We start from the raw sequence: 14,432 nt of genomic DNA, 5'->3' as shown, positions 1-14,432 counted from the left end.
CACGTCGTGACCGATCGCGCTCAAGCTGTCGGGCCGGCGTCAGAGACCGGCCTGCGGCTGTACGACACCATGGCGGGTGCCGTACGAGACTTTGTACCGCTGCGGCCGGGGCACGCTTCGATCTACCTGTGCGGTGCCACCGTCCAGGGGTTGCCGCACATCGGTCATGTCCGTAGCGGAGTCGCGTTCGATGTGCTGCGCCGCTGGCTGACCGCCAATGGATACGACGTTGCGTTCATCCGCAACGTCACCGACATCGACGACAAGATCCTCAACAAGGCCGCCGACGCGGGCCGGCCGTGGTGGGAGTGGGCCGCGACGTACGAGCGGGCGTTCAGCGCCGCCTACGACGCGTTGGGCGTGCTGCCGCCGTCCGCCGAGCCCCGGGCCACCGGCCACATCACCCAGATGGTCGAGCTCATCGACCGGTTGATCGAGCGGGGCCACGCCTATGCCGCCGGCGGGGACGTCTACTTCGACGTGCTGAGCCTGTCCGATTACGGTGCGCTGTCCGGGCACCGGATCGACGATGTGCATCAGGGCGAGGGCGCGGCCACGGGTAAACGCGATCAGCGCGATTTCACGTTGTGGAAGGGCGCCAAGCCGGACGAGCCGTCGTGGCCGACGCCGTGGGGCCGGGGCCGCCCCGGCTGGCATACCGAGTGCGTCGCGATGTGCGAGGCCTATCTGGGCGCGGAATTCGACATCCACGCCGGCGGTATGGACCTGGTCTTCCCGCATCATGAGAACGAGATCGCCCAGGCGCGGGCCGCGGGCGACGGCTTCGCCCGGTACTGGCTGCACAATGGCTGGGTCACCATGGGCGGCGAGAAGATGAGCAAGTCGCTGGGCAACGTGCTCTCGATTCCGGCTGTGCTGCAACGGGTTCGGGCTGCCGAGCTGCGCTACTACCTGGGCAGCGCGCATTATCGGTCGATGCTGGAGTTCTCCGAGAATGCGCTGCAGGACGCGGTGAAGGCCTACAGCGGCATCGAGGACTTCCTGCACCGGGTGCGCAACCGCGTCGGCGCCGTGGCCGTGGGCGACTGGACGCCGAAGTTCGCGGCCGCCCTGAACGACGACCTCGCGGTGCCGATCGCACTGGCCGAGGTACATGCCGCACGTGCCGAGGGCAACCGTGCGCTGGACGCCGGTGATCACGAGGGCGCGATGACGCAGGCGACCTCGATCCGGGCGATGATGGGAATCCTGGGTTGCGATCCGCTCGACGAGCGCTGGGAATCCCGCGACGAGACTTCGGCCGCGCTGGCTGCCGTCGACGAACTGGTGCAGTGGGCACTGGCGGGCCGGGCCGAGGCCCGGGCCAATCGGGACTGGGCGGCGGCCGACGCCATCCGGGATCGGCTCAAGGCGGCCGGCATCGAGGTCACCGACACCGCCGACGGTCCACAATGGGCACTGGTGGACGGGAACGGAGCATAGATGGCCGGGAATTCGCAGCGGCGCGGCGCAGTGCGCAAGGCGGGCACCAAGAAGGGGCCGACCGTGGGGTCCGGCGGCGTGCGTCGCCGCGGGCTGGAAGGCCGGGGGGCCACACCGCGTGCGGACCAGCGCCCGCATCATCCTGCGGCCAAGAAGGCCGCGAAGGCGGCGCGCCAGGCGCAGGGCCGGCACAAGAAGACCGACGACACCGAGTTGGTGCTGGGCCGCAACCCCGTCGTGGAGTGTCTGCGGGCCAAGGTTCCTGCCACTGCGCTGTATGTGGCGCTGGGCACCGAGGCAGATGAGCGGCTCACCGAATCCGTCCAGATAGCCGCTGACCGCGGCATCTCGATTCTGGAGGTGCAGCGTCACGATCTGGACCGCATGAGCTCGAATTCGTTGCACCAGGGCCTGGCCCTGCAGGTGCCGCCGTACAACTACGCCCACCCCGACGATCTGTTGAAGACGGCCCGGGATTCCGGGGAGCCCCCACTGATGGTGGCCCTGGACAACATCTCCGACCCGCGCAACCTGGGCGCGATCGTGCGCTCGGTGGCGGCGTTCGGCGGGCACGGCGTGCTGATCCCGCAGCGCCGTTCGGCCTCGGTCACCGCCGTGGCCTGGCGTACCAGTGCCGGCGCAGCGGCTCGCACGCCGGTGGCACGGGCGACGAATCTGACTCGGACACTCAAGAGTTGGGCCGACGCCGGCCTGCAGGTGGTCGGCCTGGATGCCGGCGGCGACACCTCGCTCGACGAGCTCGAGGGCAGCGGACCGATGGTCGTGGTGGTCGGCTCCGAGGGCAAGGGCCTGTCCCGGCTGGTGCGGGAGACTTGCGATGCGGTGGTGTCGATCCCGATGGCCGGACCGACGGAATCGTTGAACGCTTCGGTGGCCGCCGGTGTGGTGCTGGCCGAGATCGCGCGCCAGCGCCGGAATCTGTAGCCGATGTTCAAAGGGCGAAGCGCCAGCAGCCCCGCGGACCTCGTTGCCGCCCGGCCGTTCACCCGTGAGGAAGTATTCAGCGATCCCTGCCCCGTTCCCGAGGAGCCTGGCGCCTACGGTTGGTGGTTCCGGACGGTGCCCGGCGGGATCGACGTCTCGGGGTGCCGGCAACGGGATGGGTTGACGCTTCTCTACGTCGGGATCAGCCCGACGCGCCCGCCGACGAGCGGGAAGCCGCCCAGTACCCAGAATCTGCGCAAGCGGGTGAAGTACCACTACGGCGCGGCCAACGCCACCGCTGAGGGCTCGACGTTGCGCAAGACGCTGGGAATCCTGCTCGCCGACGAGCTCGGCTTCAAATTGCGCCGGATAGGCTCCGGCGACAAGCGAACTTTTGCCGGCGGAGAATCCGTTCTGACGCAGTGGATGGCCGAGAATGCCTTGGTGTCATGGATGGTTCACCCCGAGCCGTGGTTCGTGGAGGACAAACTGATCGCCGCGTTCGACCTGCCGCTCAACGGCCAGGAGGCCAACAAGGGCAACGCGTTCTATCCCGAGCTGAAGCGGCTGCGGCGTGCGGCGATGAACAATGCGAACAAGCTGCGCGTGCTCAAAGAGTGGTGAATCGCAGGCTGATCCACAACCCGAGTACGGCGGCCAGCAGGGTCAGTGGCACCGTGGCCAGCCCGACACGGGTGAACTCGGTGAACTTCGCCGGCAGGCCGTCGCGGTGAACCACATTGCGCCACAGCAAGTTTGACAGCGAGCCGACATAGGTGAGGTTGGGGCCGACGTTGACCCCGATCAGCACCGCCAGCACCGCGGCCGGTCCGTAGCCGGCCACCATTGGCAGCAGGACCAGCACCGCGGGCAGGTTGTTGACCAGATTGGCCAGCACGGCCGCCACCGCGGCGAAGCCCAGCAGCGCGAGCAGCGAATCGCCGCCCGGAAGCACTCCGCGCATGACGTCGCCGAGGCCAACCTGGTTGGCCGGGTGGACAACTGCGTCCACCACCACACCGAGGCACAGCACGAATACCAGGAACGGCACATTGACGGCGCGCAGGATTCCACCGACCGTGCTGCGGCGTTGAGCCAGACTGCGCACACCGAGCACCACCGCCCCGGCCAGTGCCGCCCAGGCCGGCGACACGTCGAACACCGAGGTGACGACGAAAGCCGCAAGCGTCAAACCCAGCACCACGAGCACGAACACCGGAACCTCGGCAGGCGGCGGTGTCACCTCGGAGGCCGGGCGGGCCAGTTCGTGGCGGAAAAGCCAACGTAATACGACGAATTCGACGCCGATGGCGGCCAGCCAGGGCAACGCCATCAGCGCACTGAACTCGGTAAAGGACAGTCCGGCCACCGCGAAGGCCAACAGGTTCGTCAGATTCGACACCGGGAACATCAGCGACGCGGAGTTGGCCAGATGTGCGCTGGCGTAGGCATGCGGTCTAGGCGGTATCGCCAGTGTGCGGGCCGTGGCCAGCACGACGGGCGTCAACAGCACGACGGTGGCGTCCAGGCTCAGCACGGCGGTCGTCGTCGCGCCGATCAGGAACACGCGAGTCAGCAGCCGCCGGGAATCGCCCCTGCTCGCGCGGGCCATCAACGTGCCCGCAGCGTGGAACAGTCCCTCGTCGTCACACAGGTGGGCCAGCACCAGAACGGCCGCCAGGAAGCCCACCACGGGCAGCAGACGATTCACCTCGGCCAGAGCGTCGTCGGTTGAGATGACTCCAACCGCGATGAGCAGCCCGGCCGCCGGGATCGCCACGACCGCCTCGGGCCAGCCCTCGGGCCGCGCCAGCGCGAACACCAGCACGACGGCCAGCAGCGCCAGGGCCAGAATCACGGCGCGGTTCCTTTCGGCCAGTCGAACATTCGATGACGATTCGCGCGGTCAGGCCACGCGGACCTGACCGTACTCGGCCTGCCCGATAGCGTTGGTCACCATGCGTCTGGCCGCTCCGATGGTCTTGTTGCTCGCTCTGGCCGCCGTGTTCCAGTCGGTCCCGCCGGCTGTTGCGGCGCCCACCGGATTCGACCTGCAGTCGCACCGCGGCGGGCGTGGCGAGACTACTGAGGAGTCTCTGCGGGCCTTCGGGAAGTCGTTGGAGTTGGGGGTGAGCACACTCGAGCTCGACATCGTGCTCACCAAGGACAGCCAACCTCTGGTGTGGCATGACCCAAGGATCGACGAGACCAAGTGTGCCGACACAGCCCCGGCGTTCCCGGGTGATCCGATGTACCCGTACGTCGGGAAGCTGGTCCACGATCTGACGCTGGAGCAGATCCGCACCCTCGATTGCGGCAAGTTGCTGAGCGGGTTTCCCGATGCTGAGGTGGTGCGCGACAACAGGATTGCCGTGCTGCCGGAAGTGTTCGAGCTGACCGATGCCTGCCATGCCGACGTCCGCTTCAACATCGAGACGAAGATCGAGGCCGACAAGCCCGAATCATCGGCCACGCCACAGGAGTTCGTCGACGTGATTCTCGGCGTCGTGCGTGCGGCCGGCAAGGTGGACAAGGTGGATATCCAGAGTTTCGACTGGCGCACAATGCCATTGGTGCAGCAGGCCGAGCCGTCGATACCGAGGGTGGCGCTGTGGGATGACACAACCTGGGTACCCCGGTCGCCGTGGCTGGGCGGGGTCGATCCGGCCGTCGAGGACGATCCGATCGCCGGCGCGATGTCAGTGGGCGCCACAGTTCTTTCACCCCAATACCAGTGGGTGGACCGGGGATTCGTGCAACGTGCGCATGCGAACGGCCTGAAGGTGACTCCGTGGTCCGTCAACGACCCCGAGGCCATGCGGGCGCTTATCTCCGCCGGGGTCGACGGCCTCATCACCGACTACCCGACGCGCCTGCGCGACGTGCTGGCAGAGCTTGGCCTGCCGCTGCCGCCGTCGTTTCAGCTCAGCTGATCCACGGATCGGCCTGCTCCCACAGCGTGGGCAGATGCAGGCTGACGCCGTCGCGTTCGGCCAGCCGGGTCAGCACGCTCATCGAGACATCGAGGTCGTCACCGGCGAACGGCAATGCGCGCAACGGTTTGTGCAGGGGGCGGAAGAAGTCGTCCCAGTGGATCAGCACCACCCGGCGTGCCCCGACCGTGAGCACGGTTTCGGCCCAATAGCTCTCGAAATACTGCTCGGACTGCAGCCCGAGTTGGCCGATACCGAGGTACACCACCTCGGCGTGCTGGCCGGCCAGTGCGCCCGGCACCGCGCCGGCGCTGCCGACGATCAGCAGGCGGCGGCCGCTGGGCCGGTGGTGCACCAGGGTCGACCAGGCCTCACCGCACTTGTATGCCGAGACTTTCACCGGCGGTACGACGGGCGCGGTGATGACGCCGGGGAACCGGTCCGGTGGGCAGTGCTCGGATTCGAACAGCGTGACGTCATAGGCACCCAGGGTGACGGCTTCGCCCGACGTGACGGTGACGATCCGATCGGGCTCCAACCCGCCCCCGGCACCGACCTGGGCGGTCGAGGTGCCGCCGACCAGTCGGGCGCCGGTGCGCTCGGCCACCACCGCCGAGTCCATGGCGTGGTCGAAGTGGGTGTGGACGGGCAGGACGGCGTCGAGCTTGTCGATGCCGAGGCGAGCCAGGCAGCCGTCGATGCGGGGCAGTGACGGCGCCAGCTTGCCGAGGACCACGTTCGGCAGCGCGGGCCGGGAGAAGAATCCATCGGTGAGGACGGCCGAGGAGCCGTCGTCAACCAGCAGCGTGGTGACCCCGGCCCAGGTGACCGTGACCGGGGATTGCGGGGTGGCCGGCGTCGTGTCGAAGAACCGCGCATAGGGGGTCAGGTCGGGTCTGCCGGGCTTGAGCCGCATGGGCCCACCCTAGAGCTGGCGGTCAGCCGTAGCGACGGCGGAACTTCTCCACCTGCCCGGCGGAGTCGATGTGCCGTGCCGAGCCGGTCCAGAACGGGTGGGAATCGCTGGTGACGTCGACGACGATCAGCGGGTAGGTCCGGGTCCCGTCCGGCGTGGGCCACTCGATGGTGCGCTCGCTGGTTGCCGTCGACCGGGTGAGGAACTGGGTGCCGGTCGAGGCGTCCTGGAACACCACGGGGTGATAGTCGGGGTGGATGTCGGATTTCACTGGGATTCCCCTTCCTGATGTGCGGATGTAGCCGGTTCGTCGATTCCGGGCTGACAGGGTTCTTCGTGCCAATCCCCGAACGGGTCGGGGTAATCGGCCCATTCCTCGGGCCGCGCCAGCTCGTCGTCGGTGAGCAGCGCGCCGCGCAGGGCGTCGATGACCTCACCGGGCCTGGCGCCGCAGACCAGGACCGTCAGCGAGACGTGGCGATCACCGAATTGGTGGTGCCAGTCGATCGCGGCCATGGCGATGCGCTCAGGGTCGGTGTAGGCGCGCTCGGTGGAATCCATTGCTGCCAGCCATTTCCCGGCGTTGCTGAAATGCATTCCGCCGCCCGCGGATTCGATCCACATGACGTCGGCCGGTCGGTTGGCCAGCCAGGCCCGGCCGCGGGTGCGCACCACGCCGTCGAGCAGCAGGTCGACGGCGTCGTGCAGGCGCAGTGGGTGAAACGGCCTGCGCGCGGCGAATTCGACGATGATCACCTCGTCATCGGCTTCCAGCGGTGGTTCGCCGGCCAGCAGTGGATCGTGCGGTGTCGCGGTGCGTCCGCGCCGGCTGTTCGGTTCCAGATGGGCCAGGCCGAGCTCGACCCGGTCGGGGCCCACGGTGATGCGGGCGCGGGGAGCGAGCCGGCGCAGCACCGCGAGCGTGGTGGCCTCGGGCTCGTTGAGCACCAGCATGTCGGCGAACTCGGCCTGACCGACGACCACCTGGGCGACGGTGCGTCCGTCGGGGAGTTCCTCGTCGCCGACGGACTGTTGCAGCCAGACCGTCGCGTCCAGGCATGCGATCACCGCGTCGATGGTGACGTCACGGGCGGCGGGTCCGTCGATGTAACCGGGCCCGACGTGCACCCGGATGGTGTTGATGGCCCAGCACACCGGCTCGGCCTCCAGCCAGGGCATCAACTGCACGACGATGCGCTCGACGTCGCCGCGTCGGTGCAGACGCCGTAGCAGGATCAGCAGATCGTCGCGGACCGTGCAGGACACGCAACCGTGGGCCAGCTCGAGTGGCAGTTCGGATGTCCCGCCGCCATCGGACACGGTCCGCACGACCACCTGGCCGTCAAAGGCATGGCGTACCAGCACGGTTCCGGGCCTGCGGCCCAGTTCTTCTGCTACGCCGTCGCTGTCACCTTGACCGGCGATCAGCACCACAGGGGTTCGCACCGCACCTCCCAGCACGTTTGTTGTTGAAAACGATTATCATTATCGTGAGGCTATCCCATCCGAAGGAGACCGATGTCTGCCCACTGCCAAGTCACCGGGCGCTCGCCCGGGTTCGGCAACACGGTGTCGCACTCGCACAAGCGCAGTCGCCGCCGCTGGAACCCCAACATCCAGACCAAGACCTACTACCTGCCCACTGAAGGACGCCGCATCCGACTTCGGGTCAGCGCCAAGGGAATCAAAGTGATCGACCGTGACGGCATCGAGGCCGTCGTGGCCCGCCTGCGCAGCCAAGGGGAGAAGATCTGATGGCCAGCACCGATATTCGGCCGATCGTGAAGCTCAAATCGACCGCCGGGACGGGCTACACCTACGTCACCCGCAAGAACCGCCGCAACGACCCGGACCGGATCGTGCTGCGCAAGTACGACCCGGTCGTCCGTCGTCACGTCGACTTTCGTGAGGAGCGCTGATGGCCAAGCGATCCAAGATCGTCAAGAACGAGCAGCGCCGGAAACTCGTGGAGCGCTACGCCGAACGTCGGGCCGAGCTCAAGGAGGCCATCCGGAATCCGGCGACCTCGCGGGAGCAGCGGGCCGCGGCGGTCACGGCGCTGCAACGCCTGCCCCGTGATTCGAGCCCGGTGCGGCTGCGCAATCGCGACGCGGTCGACGGCCGCCCGCGCGGGCACCTGCGCAAGTTCGGGTTGTCGCGGGTCCGAGTGCGCGAACTGGCGCACCGCGGTGAACTGCCGGGCGTACGGAAGTCGAGCTGGTGATGGCCAAGAAGACTCCCCTGAACACCAAGAAACGGCCTCTGGAAAAAGACCTGAAGAAACCCAGGCGCAACCAGCTGACTGCGCTCGGGGTGACCGACGTCGACTACAAGGACGTCCACCTGCTGCGCACCTTCATCAGCGAGCGGGGCAAGATCCGGTCCCGGCGCGTCACCGGGCTCACCCCACAGCAGCAGCGTCAGGTCGCCACGGCGATCAAGAACGCCAGGGAGATGGCGCTGCTGCCCTTCGTCGGCCCGGCTTGATTTACCATCGACGGCGATAGGGCGACTGCGGATCGTGGAAGCCGGTGTGAATCCGGCGCGGTCCCGCCACTGTGATCGATGGGTCGGCATCTTCCGACCGTCGAGAGCCAGATACGCACCGCAGTCGCCACCTCGCACGTACTGGGGCGGATCTCCCCGGAGAGGATGGGTACGCCCATGGCTACTCGTCGTTTGGTCGCCGCGTTGGTGTCGGCATTACTGGTATCGGGGTGCGGCACGACGCAGGCCCCCCAGGCCGCGGGTAACGCCCCGCCGGGATTTCCGGTGACCGTGGACAATTGCGGCGTCAGCACCACCTACGACCGGCCGCCGACGCGTGCCGTCGCGCTCAATCAACACGCGATCGAGACGCTGCTCGCGCTGGGCCTGCAGGACTCCATGGTCGGCACGTCCTACCTCGACGACCGGATCCTGCCCGAATACCAGGCCGCCTACGACAGGGTTCCGGTGCTGGCCGACGAGTACCCCTCCTACGAGTCTCTGCTGGCCGTCGAACCCGATTTCGTGTACGGCGGTTGGGAAAGCGCGTTCGACGAAAAGGAGGGCCGCGGCAGGGAACGCCTGACCGGCGCCGGGGTGCACACCTATCTCAACATCGAAGATTGCCGGTCCGAGCCCGTCACCATGTCCACTGTTGACGACGAACTGCGAAATCTCGGAACGATTTTCGGAATCAGCGATCGGGCCGGCGCGCAGATCGAGAAGCTGCATCGCGAGTTGGCACAGTCCGAGGCGAAGGTGCGCGGGGCGCGGCCGATGCGGGTCGCGGTGTACGACAGCGGTGAGGCGACGGTGTTCACCTCTGGCGGCAAGGGCATCGGCAACCGGATGATCGAGGCTGCCGGTGGCGTCAACGTGTTCGCCGACGTCCCGAAGGTGTGGGGCGACGTGTCCTTCGAACAATTCGCCGAACGTGCGCCCGAGGTCATCCTGATCTACGACTACGGAGACCAGCCGGTCGCCGACAAGAAGCGCTTCCTGACCGAACATCCGCTGCTGCAGCATGTTCCGGCGATCGAGCAGCAACGGTTCGCGGTGCTCCCGTTGTCCTCGGTGGTGGTCGGGGTACGGGTGGGCCGGGCAGTGGATGCCCTGGCCCGGCAGCTGCACCCCGACCGGTTTGTGTGATGTCCTACCGGTTCACCCTCGCGGCGCTGGCCGGGCTGCTGCTGATGGCGATGACCGCCGGAGTGGCGATCGGTTCGGTGTCCATTCCGCCTGGGCAGGTGTGGGCCATCGTGGTGCACGCGATGCATCCAGGCCTGATCGAGCAGAGTTGGCCCGCGGTAAGGGAATCCATCGTGATCGATGCCCGGCTGCCCCGGGTCGTGCTGGGCGCGGTGGTCGGGGCCGGCCTGGCGGCCTGCGGGATGGCGCTGCAGGCGGTGGTGCGCAATCCGCTCGCCGATCCCATGCTGCTCGGGGTCTCCTCGGGGGCATCCGTCGGCGCCGTGGTGATTCTGGTGTTCGGCGCGGGCGCCTTGCAGATGTTCACCGTGCCGCTGGCGGCCTTTCTCGGAGCCTTCCTCGCACTCGTCGCGGTGTATTTCCTGGCCCGCTCGGGCGGCAGGATGACCACGGTGCGGTTGATCCTGGCCGGCGTGGCGGTGGCTGAAGTGTTGTCCGCGGTGGCCAGCCTGCTGGTCGTCACCTCCGACGATCCGCACAAGACGCAGGCGGCCGTGCGGTGGATGCTCGGCGGTCTCGGTGGTGCCACCTGGGGGATGGTGTGGGTGCCCGCGGCGGCGGTGTTGCTCGGCGTGGTGGTGCTGCTGGCCTTCACCCGGCCGCTGAACTTGCTCTACACCGGCGAAGAAGCGGCTGCGTCACTCGGACTGGACGTACACCGGTTCCGCGCCGGAATGTTCGTCGTCGTGGCACTCATGGTCGGTGCGATGGTCGCGGTCAGCGGCACCATCGGGTTCGTCGGGCTGATCATGCCGCACGTGGTGCGCCTGCTGGTCGGTGCAGATCATCGCCGGGCCCTGCCCGCTGCCGCCTTGTTGGGTGCGGCGTTTTTGGTGTTGTGCGACATCGTGGCCCGGACGGTGGCCGCGCCGGAGGAACTGCCGGTGGGGATTCTGACCGCGCTCGTCGGAGGACCGTTCTTCCTGTGGCTCATGCGGCGAAAGGTCGTGACGTGACAGCGGCAGTGTCATTCGAGGCGGTCTCGGTTTCGGTGCGCGGTACACCGTTGGTCGCCGACGTCTCGGTGTCGGTGGCGCCGGGGGAGGTGCTGGCCGTCGTGGGTCCGAATGGGGCGGGCAAGACCACTCTGCTGCGCACGTTGTATCGGGCGCAGCGGCCGAGTGCCGGGCGGGTGCTGGTCGACGGTGCCGATGTGTGGAAGCTGCCGGGTAAGCAGGCCGCACGCCGGGTCGCGGCGGTATTGCAGGAAACCATAGGCGATTTCGAGCTGACGGTATTCGACATGGTGGCGATGGGACGCACCCCGTACAAGCGATCCTTCGAGGCCGACAACGCGGAGGACCGCGAGATCATCGGTGCGGCATTGTCGGCGCTGGACATCGCGGCACTGAGCGGGGTCGGTTACGGCCGGTTGTCGGGAGGGCAGAAACAACGTGTGCTGATCGCCCGGGCGCTGGCGCAGCGCACCGACGTGATCGTGCTCGACGAACCCACCAACCACCTCGATCTGCGCCATCAACACGAGGCCCTGCAGCTGCTGCGGGAGACCGGTGCGACGGTGGTCGCCGCGCTGCACGACCTGAATCTGGCTGGGGCTTACTGTGATCGGATCTGTGTGCTCGACGGTGGACGGCTGGTGGCCCTTGGCGCGCCGGCCGACGTCCTCACCGAGGGGTTGCTGTCCGACGTGTATGGGGTCACCGCACGGATCACTCCGGACGCCGATACCGGCAGGCCTCAGATCACAGTGCCACCCAAGGTCGGGGTCAGGCCGTGAACATCGGCGACCAACTCCGCGAAATCGCTTCGTACGGGGGCTTCTTCGCTCTGACCGTCGGTGACGATCCGGCCGACTGGATTCCGGTACGACACTGCTATGACCAGGGCTGCGCTGACCTCGTCGCCGCCACTGCCGCGCGATACGACACGGCGGATCTGCGTATCGGTGCATCCCTGGTGCAGTTCAGTCATGCCTCGCGGTTGTGGTCGCCGCTGTTGGCCTGTGCGCTGCGATACGGGGTGCTGCCCGATCTGACTGACCTCCAGCGTCATACCTCCCGTACCGATCTCCGATTGCCTGTCCCGGTAGGCGCACCCGTCGACGGCCCACTGGCACAGCAGCTGTACCGAAGGGTGATCACCGAGCACCTCGAGCCGCTGGCCGCCGGGTTCCGGGTCAAGATGGCGCCGCGGTTGCTCTACGGCAACGCCGCGGCCGCGCTGGTGGCAGCCGGGCACGATTTGGCCCAACGGCGTCCGGAATTGGACGACGATATCGTCGCGGTCACCGAAGCCCTCTTGGTCACCGGAGAACTCGCCGGGACGGGCGACCTGACCGGCCTCACGTTCCGTCGGCGTAGCTGTTGCCTGTACTACCGGGTGCCCGGCGGATCGAACTGTGGTGATTGCGCACTCACGCGACCACGCGCATAGGCCTCAGTAGGCGTACGGATGCGCTGGAGGATCGGTGCGGGTGACACTGTGGGCGGCCATCGTCGGGATGGTGCTCCGGCTCGAATCGCTTTGTCCCGCAGGGATTGTGCCCACCACCTTGATCCAGGTGTTGTCCGGGTAGCCGGTTACCTGAGCCGCCGCCGGCCCGGAGAGGTGAATGCGGGCCAGCTGAGCGTCGGCCGCGCAACAGATGATCACCACCCGGGCCAGATCGGTGCGGTCACCCTCGCGCATGGTGAACCCGGTGATGGTGATCGTGCGGTTGTCCAGGGTGCCGGCGGAGTCCTGAGCCATCCGGATCAGTGCATCGGGCAGGGAGATCTCCGGAGCAGTGCCGTCGGGCAGGGGCGGAAACGGACGGCGCAGCACATCGGTGGACACCGCGGTCACCGATGCGGCGTCGGGCCGAATGGCCGGCGGTACGACGAAGGCCAGCAGTGCGATCGGGATGAGCAACAGCCACGCGACGCCGCGGGAGTGCGGATGATCGTGAGCCCCGTGCGTGTCATCCTCGTCTTCATATTCGCTGCGGCCGTGGCGGATATCGCGCACGATCGCGGCGAGGGCGAGAACGATGAGCAACACCGCGGTAGCGGCCAGGTACGGCAGTAGTCCCGGCTTGACGTAGCGGGTGTAGGCCCCGGTGATGGTGATGATCGTAGTGCTGACCCCGATCAGCAGCAGCAGCGCGTTCTCGGTTTCGCGGCTCATTGTGGCCCCAGGATCAGCAGCCCGACACCGGTGGCCACCAGGGTGGCGACCACGAAGGTGGTGGGCGCGAACCGGACTGCGAACGCGCGGCCGAACATGCCGGCCTGCATCGCGAACAGCTTGAGGTCGACGGCCGGCCCGACCACCAGGAACACCAGCCGCGGCAGCAACGGCAGCATGGTCAGGCTGGCCGCGACAAAGGCGTCCGCTTCCGAACACAACGCCAGCACCACCGCCAGTGCGGCCATGGTGATCACCCCAAGCACGATCTGCCCCGCGAGGTGCTCGTACACCCAGGGCGGAACCAGCACGTGCAGGGCGGCGGCGGCCGCCGCGCCCACGACCAGATACGAGGCCGCCGAAAGGAAGTCGTGACGTGCCGCTTCGGTGAAGACGGCCCACCGTGATCCCTCGCCGTGGTGCGGCTTCGGCAAGCGCCGGGTGATCCACTCCGGGCTGCCGAACCGGGCCCAGAGCGCACCCATGATCAGGGCAGTGAGCAGTGATGCCGCACACCTGGCGGCCACCATCTGCGGATGGCCGGGGAACGCGACCGCGGTGGCCACCAGCACGACGGGATTGATGGCCGGAGCCGCGAGCATGAAGGTCAGCGCCGCCGCACCCACCGTGCCGTCCTGGGTGTCGTCGCCGAAAAGCCTGCGCGCCACCGGCACTGAACCACATTCGCAACCGGGCAGCGCCGCCCCACCGATGCCGGCGGCCAGGATTGCCGCGCTCCTACGCCGGGGAAGCCAGCGGGTCAGCCGATCGGGCGTCACGAAAACCGCGATCAGCCCGCTGATCACCACGCCGAGCGCCAGAAACGGCAACGCCTGGACGAACACGCCGCAGAACACCGTGGCCGCCGTCGCCACATCGGGGGTGCCCTCGACAAACGATTGCAGCGTGGTACCTGCCAGGGCCAGCGCAATGACCCCGGCCACGAGAACCTGCATGGAACTCGGCCGCCACCGCAGTGCTGCCGAAGTTGTGGCCACGGCGGACATGATGCCAGCCATGGTTGGTGCTCAGCTGTGTGGCATGCAAATGACTATCGTTTTCAACCGGTGGGGCTAGGCTGTGCAGATGGTGTGGCATGGCTTGCTGGCGAAGGCAGCGACAACGGTCGCCACGGCCGCGGTCGGGGCGGCGGCGTACGACGGCTTACGTAAGGCGGTGGCTAAGGCGCCGATTCGGGAAGCCGCGGTGACCACGACCACGTGGGCTTTGCGCGGCGCCCGCAAAGCCGAAGTGAGCGCTGAGTCGGCCCGGCTGAAAGTCGCCGATGTGATGGCCGAGGCGAGGGAACGGATCGGTGAGGAAGTGCCGCCGCCCGCCGTTTCCGACGCCGGGCATTCCCACGATCACTGACT

The 14,432-nt window shown here is 67.7% G+C and carries 19 protein-coding genes and 1 riboswitch; of the genes, 13 read left to right on the top strand and 6 right to left on the bottom strand.

Annotated features, from left to right (window positions below; genetic code table 11):
* The first annotated feature begins 6 nt into the window (after window positions 1-6).
* Genes cysS through QQ25_RS28115 form a run of 3 tightly spaced genes read left to right on the top strand, consistent with a single transcriptional unit; the run spans window position 7 to window position 3,012 of the window.
* Window positions 7-1,443 (top strand): cysteine--tRNA ligase, encoded by a 1,437-nt coding sequence (gene cysS, locus QQ25_RS28125; protein ID WP_101906437.1) that lies wholly within the window; start codon window positions 7-9, stop codon window positions 1,441-1,443.
* The gene (gene rlmB, locus QQ25_RS28120) at window positions 1,444-2,388 is read left to right on the top strand and encodes a 23S rRNA (guanosine(2251)-2'-O)-methyltransferase RlmB (RefSeq protein WP_039325655.1); all 945 of its coding nucleotides are present in this window, start codon (window positions 1,444-1,446) and stop codon (window positions 2,386-2,388) included.
* A 3-nt stretch (window positions 2,389-2,391) separates the two neighbouring features.
* Window positions 2,392-3,012, top strand: a complete 621-nt coding sequence (locus QQ25_RS28115; RefSeq protein ID WP_039325653.1) for a GIY-YIG nuclease family protein — start codon at window positions 2,392-2,394, stop codon at window positions 3,010-3,012.
* On the opposite strand, the gene QQ25_RS28110 is transcribed toward QQ25_RS28115, so the two are convergent.
* Complete coding sequence (locus QQ25_RS28110; RefSeq protein ID WP_039382353.1) at window positions 2,999-4,246, bottom strand: SLC13 family permease; 1,248 nt, start codon at window positions 4,244-4,246, stop codon at window positions 2,999-3,001. The two genes, QQ25_RS28115 and QQ25_RS28110, sit on opposite strands and share 14 nt — an antisense overlap.
* 100 nt (window positions 4,247-4,346) lie before the next feature.
* Between QQ25_RS28110 and QQ25_RS28105 the strand changes: the two genes are divergently transcribed.
* A complete protein-coding gene (locus tag QQ25_RS28105) occupies window positions 4,347-5,321 on the top strand; it encodes a glycerophosphodiester phosphodiesterase family protein (protein ID WP_039382351.1) in 975 nt (324 codons plus the stop codon).
* Here QQ25_RS28105 and QQ25_RS28100 read toward each other — a convergent pair.
* From QQ25_RS28100 to mrf, 3 genes are read right to left on the bottom strand one after another with little or no spacing between them, the layout of a single operon-like run.
* Window positions 5,314-6,237, bottom strand: coding sequence for an MBL fold metallo-hydrolase (locus tag QQ25_RS28100; protein ID WP_039382350.1), 924 nt, complete (start codon window positions 6,235-6,237; stop codon window positions 5,314-5,316). The genes QQ25_RS28105 and QQ25_RS28100 overlap by 8 nt on opposite strands.
* 22 nt (window positions 6,238-6,259) lie before the next feature.
* Window positions 6,260-6,508, bottom strand: coding sequence for a type B 50S ribosomal protein L31 (locus QQ25_RS28095; RefSeq protein ID WP_039382347.1), 249 nt, complete (start codon window positions 6,506-6,508; stop codon window positions 6,260-6,262).
* Window positions 6,505-7,683 carry a ribosome hibernation factor-recruiting GTPase MRF gene (gene mrf / locus QQ25_RS28090; RefSeq protein WP_039382767.1) on the bottom strand — a complete coding sequence of 393 codons (1,179 nt, stop codon included), beginning with the start codon at window positions 7,681-7,683 and terminating at the stop codon, window positions 6,505-6,507. The genes QQ25_RS28095 and mrf overlap by 4 nt, the downstream gene beginning before the upstream one ends.
* 72 nt (window positions 7,684-7,755) lie before the next feature.
* Here mrf and rpmB point away from each other — a divergent pair, with 72 nt between their 5' ends.
* The 8 genes from rpmB to QQ25_RS28050 all read left to right on the top strand — a co-directional run bounded on the left by rpmB (window position 7,756) and on the right by QQ25_RS28050 (window position 12,327).
* Window positions 7,756-7,992, top strand: a complete 237-nt coding sequence (rpmB, locus tag QQ25_RS28085) for a 50S ribosomal protein L28 (RefSeq protein ID WP_039382346.1) — start codon at window positions 7,756-7,758, stop codon at window positions 7,990-7,992.
* Window positions 7,992-8,156, top strand: coding sequence for a 50S ribosomal protein L33 (gene rpmG, locus QQ25_RS28080; protein WP_029108302.1), 165 nt, complete (start codon window positions 7,992-7,994; stop codon window positions 8,154-8,156). The genes rpmB and rpmG overlap by 1 nt, the downstream gene beginning before the upstream one ends.
* Complete coding sequence (gene rpsN, locus QQ25_RS28075) at window positions 8,156-8,461, top strand: 30S ribosomal protein S14 (RefSeq protein ID WP_039325641.1); 306 nt, start codon at window positions 8,156-8,158, stop codon at window positions 8,459-8,461. Before rpmG ends, rpsN begins: the two co-directional genes overlap by 1 nt.
* The gene (rpsR, locus tag QQ25_RS28070) at window positions 8,461-8,724 is read left to right on the top strand and encodes a 30S ribosomal protein S18 (RefSeq protein ID WP_039382345.1); all 264 of its coding nucleotides are present in this window, start codon (window positions 8,461-8,463) and stop codon (window positions 8,722-8,724) included. Before rpsN ends, rpsR begins: the two co-directional genes overlap by 1 nt.
* A riboswitch (cobalamin riboswitch) is annotated at window positions 8,725-8,858 on the top strand.
* Window positions 8,859-8,901: 43 nt separating this feature from the next.
* A complete protein-coding gene (locus tag QQ25_RS28065) occupies window positions 8,902-9,873 on the top strand; it encodes an ABC transporter substrate-binding protein (protein WP_039382765.1) in 972 nt (323 codons plus the stop codon).
* Window positions 9,873-10,889 carry a FecCD family ABC transporter permease gene (locus tag QQ25_RS28060; protein ID WP_039382344.1) on the top strand — a complete coding sequence of 339 codons (1,017 nt, stop codon included), beginning with the start codon at window positions 9,873-9,875 and terminating at the stop codon, window positions 10,887-10,889. The genes QQ25_RS28065 and QQ25_RS28060 overlap by 1 nt, the downstream gene beginning before the upstream one ends.
* Window positions 10,886-11,671, top strand: a complete 786-nt coding sequence (locus QQ25_RS28055; RefSeq protein ID WP_039382343.1) for an ABC transporter ATP-binding protein — start codon at window positions 10,886-10,888, stop codon at window positions 11,669-11,671. Before QQ25_RS28060 ends, QQ25_RS28055 begins: the two co-directional genes overlap by 4 nt.
* Window positions 11,668-12,327, top strand: coding sequence for a (2Fe-2S)-binding protein (locus QQ25_RS28050; RefSeq protein WP_039325636.1), 660 nt, complete (start codon window positions 11,668-11,670; stop codon window positions 12,325-12,327). The genes QQ25_RS28055 and QQ25_RS28050 overlap by 4 nt, the downstream gene beginning before the upstream one ends.
* Before the next feature lie 3 nt (window positions 12,328-12,330).
* Here the strand turns inward: QQ25_RS28050 and QQ25_RS28045 are convergent, their stop codons facing one another.
* On the bottom strand, window positions 12,331-13,059 hold the full coding sequence (locus QQ25_RS28045) for a TIGR03943 family putative permease subunit (protein ID WP_039382341.1): 729 nt from the start codon (window positions 13,057-13,059) through the stop codon (window positions 12,331-12,333).
* Complete coding sequence (locus QQ25_RS28040) at window positions 13,056-14,066, bottom strand: permease (RefSeq protein ID WP_039382763.1); 1,011 nt, start codon at window positions 14,064-14,066, stop codon at window positions 13,056-13,058. The genes QQ25_RS28045 and QQ25_RS28040 overlap by 4 nt, the downstream gene beginning before the upstream one ends.
* Window positions 14,067-14,145: 79 nt before the next feature.
* Here QQ25_RS28040 and QQ25_RS28035 point away from each other — a divergent pair, with 79 nt between their 5' ends.
* Window positions 14,146-14,430, top strand: a complete 285-nt coding sequence (locus QQ25_RS28035) for a DUF1490 family protein (protein ID WP_039382761.1) — start codon at window positions 14,146-14,148, stop codon at window positions 14,428-14,430.
* The last annotated feature ends 2 nt before the right edge of the window (window positions 14,431-14,432 follow it).

This window comes from Mycolicibacterium setense, assembly GCF_000805385.1.
GTDB lineage: Bacteria > Actinomycetota > Actinomycetes > Mycobacteriales > Mycobacteriaceae > Mycobacterium > Mycobacterium setense.
Note: the sequence above shows the minus strand (reverse complement) of the source record. Positions and strands in the feature narration are given on the sequence as shown.

Bases quoted from the DNA above. Each gene is read 5' to 3' on its own strand.
- QQ25_RS28045 (WP_039382341.1), bottom strand. From the start codon at position 13,059: ATGAGCCGCGAAACCGAGAACGCGCTGCTGCTGCTGATCGGGGTCAGC.
- rlmB (WP_039325655.1), top strand. From the start codon at position 1,444: ATGGCCGGGAATTCGCAGCGGCGCGGCGCAGTGCGCAAGGCGGGCACC.
- QQ25_RS28115 (WP_039325653.1), top strand. From the start codon at position 2,392: ATGTTCAAAGGGCGAAGCGCCAGCAGCCCCGCGGACCTCGTTGCCGCC.
- QQ25_RS28105 (WP_039382351.1), top strand. From the start codon at position 4,347: ATGCGTCTGGCCGCTCCGATGGTCTTGTTGCTCGCTCTGGCCGCCGTG.
- QQ25_RS28100 (WP_039382350.1), bottom strand. From the start codon at position 6,237: ATGCGGCTCAAGCCCGGCAGACCCGACCTGACCCCCTATGCGCGGTTC.
- rpsR (WP_039382345.1), top strand. From the start codon at position 8,461: ATGGCCAAGAAGACTCCCCTGAACACCAAGAAACGGCCTCTGGAAAAA.
- QQ25_RS28035 (WP_039382761.1), top strand. From the start codon at position 14,146: ATGGTGTGGCATGGCTTGCTGGCGAAGGCAGCGACAACGGTCGCCACG.
- QQ25_RS28065 (WP_039382765.1), top strand. From the start codon at position 8,902: ATGGCTACTCGTCGTTTGGTCGCCGCGTTGGTGTCGGCATTACTGGTA.
- QQ25_RS28060 (WP_039382344.1), top strand. From the start codon at position 9,873: ATGTCCTACCGGTTCACCCTCGCGGCGCTGGCCGGGCTGCTGCTGATG.
- rpmG (WP_029108302.1), top strand. From the start codon at position 7,992: ATGGCCAGCACCGATATTCGGCCGATCGTGAAGCTCAAATCGACCGCC.
- QQ25_RS28040 (WP_039382763.1), bottom strand. From the start codon at position 14,066: ATGTCCGCCGTGGCCACAACTTCGGCAGCACTGCGGTGGCGGCCGAGT.
- rpsN (WP_039325641.1), top strand. From the start codon at position 8,156: ATGGCCAAGCGATCCAAGATCGTCAAGAACGAGCAGCGCCGGAAACTC.
- rpmB (WP_039382346.1), top strand. From the start codon at position 7,756: ATGTCTGCCCACTGCCAAGTCACCGGGCGCTCGCCCGGGTTCGGCAAC.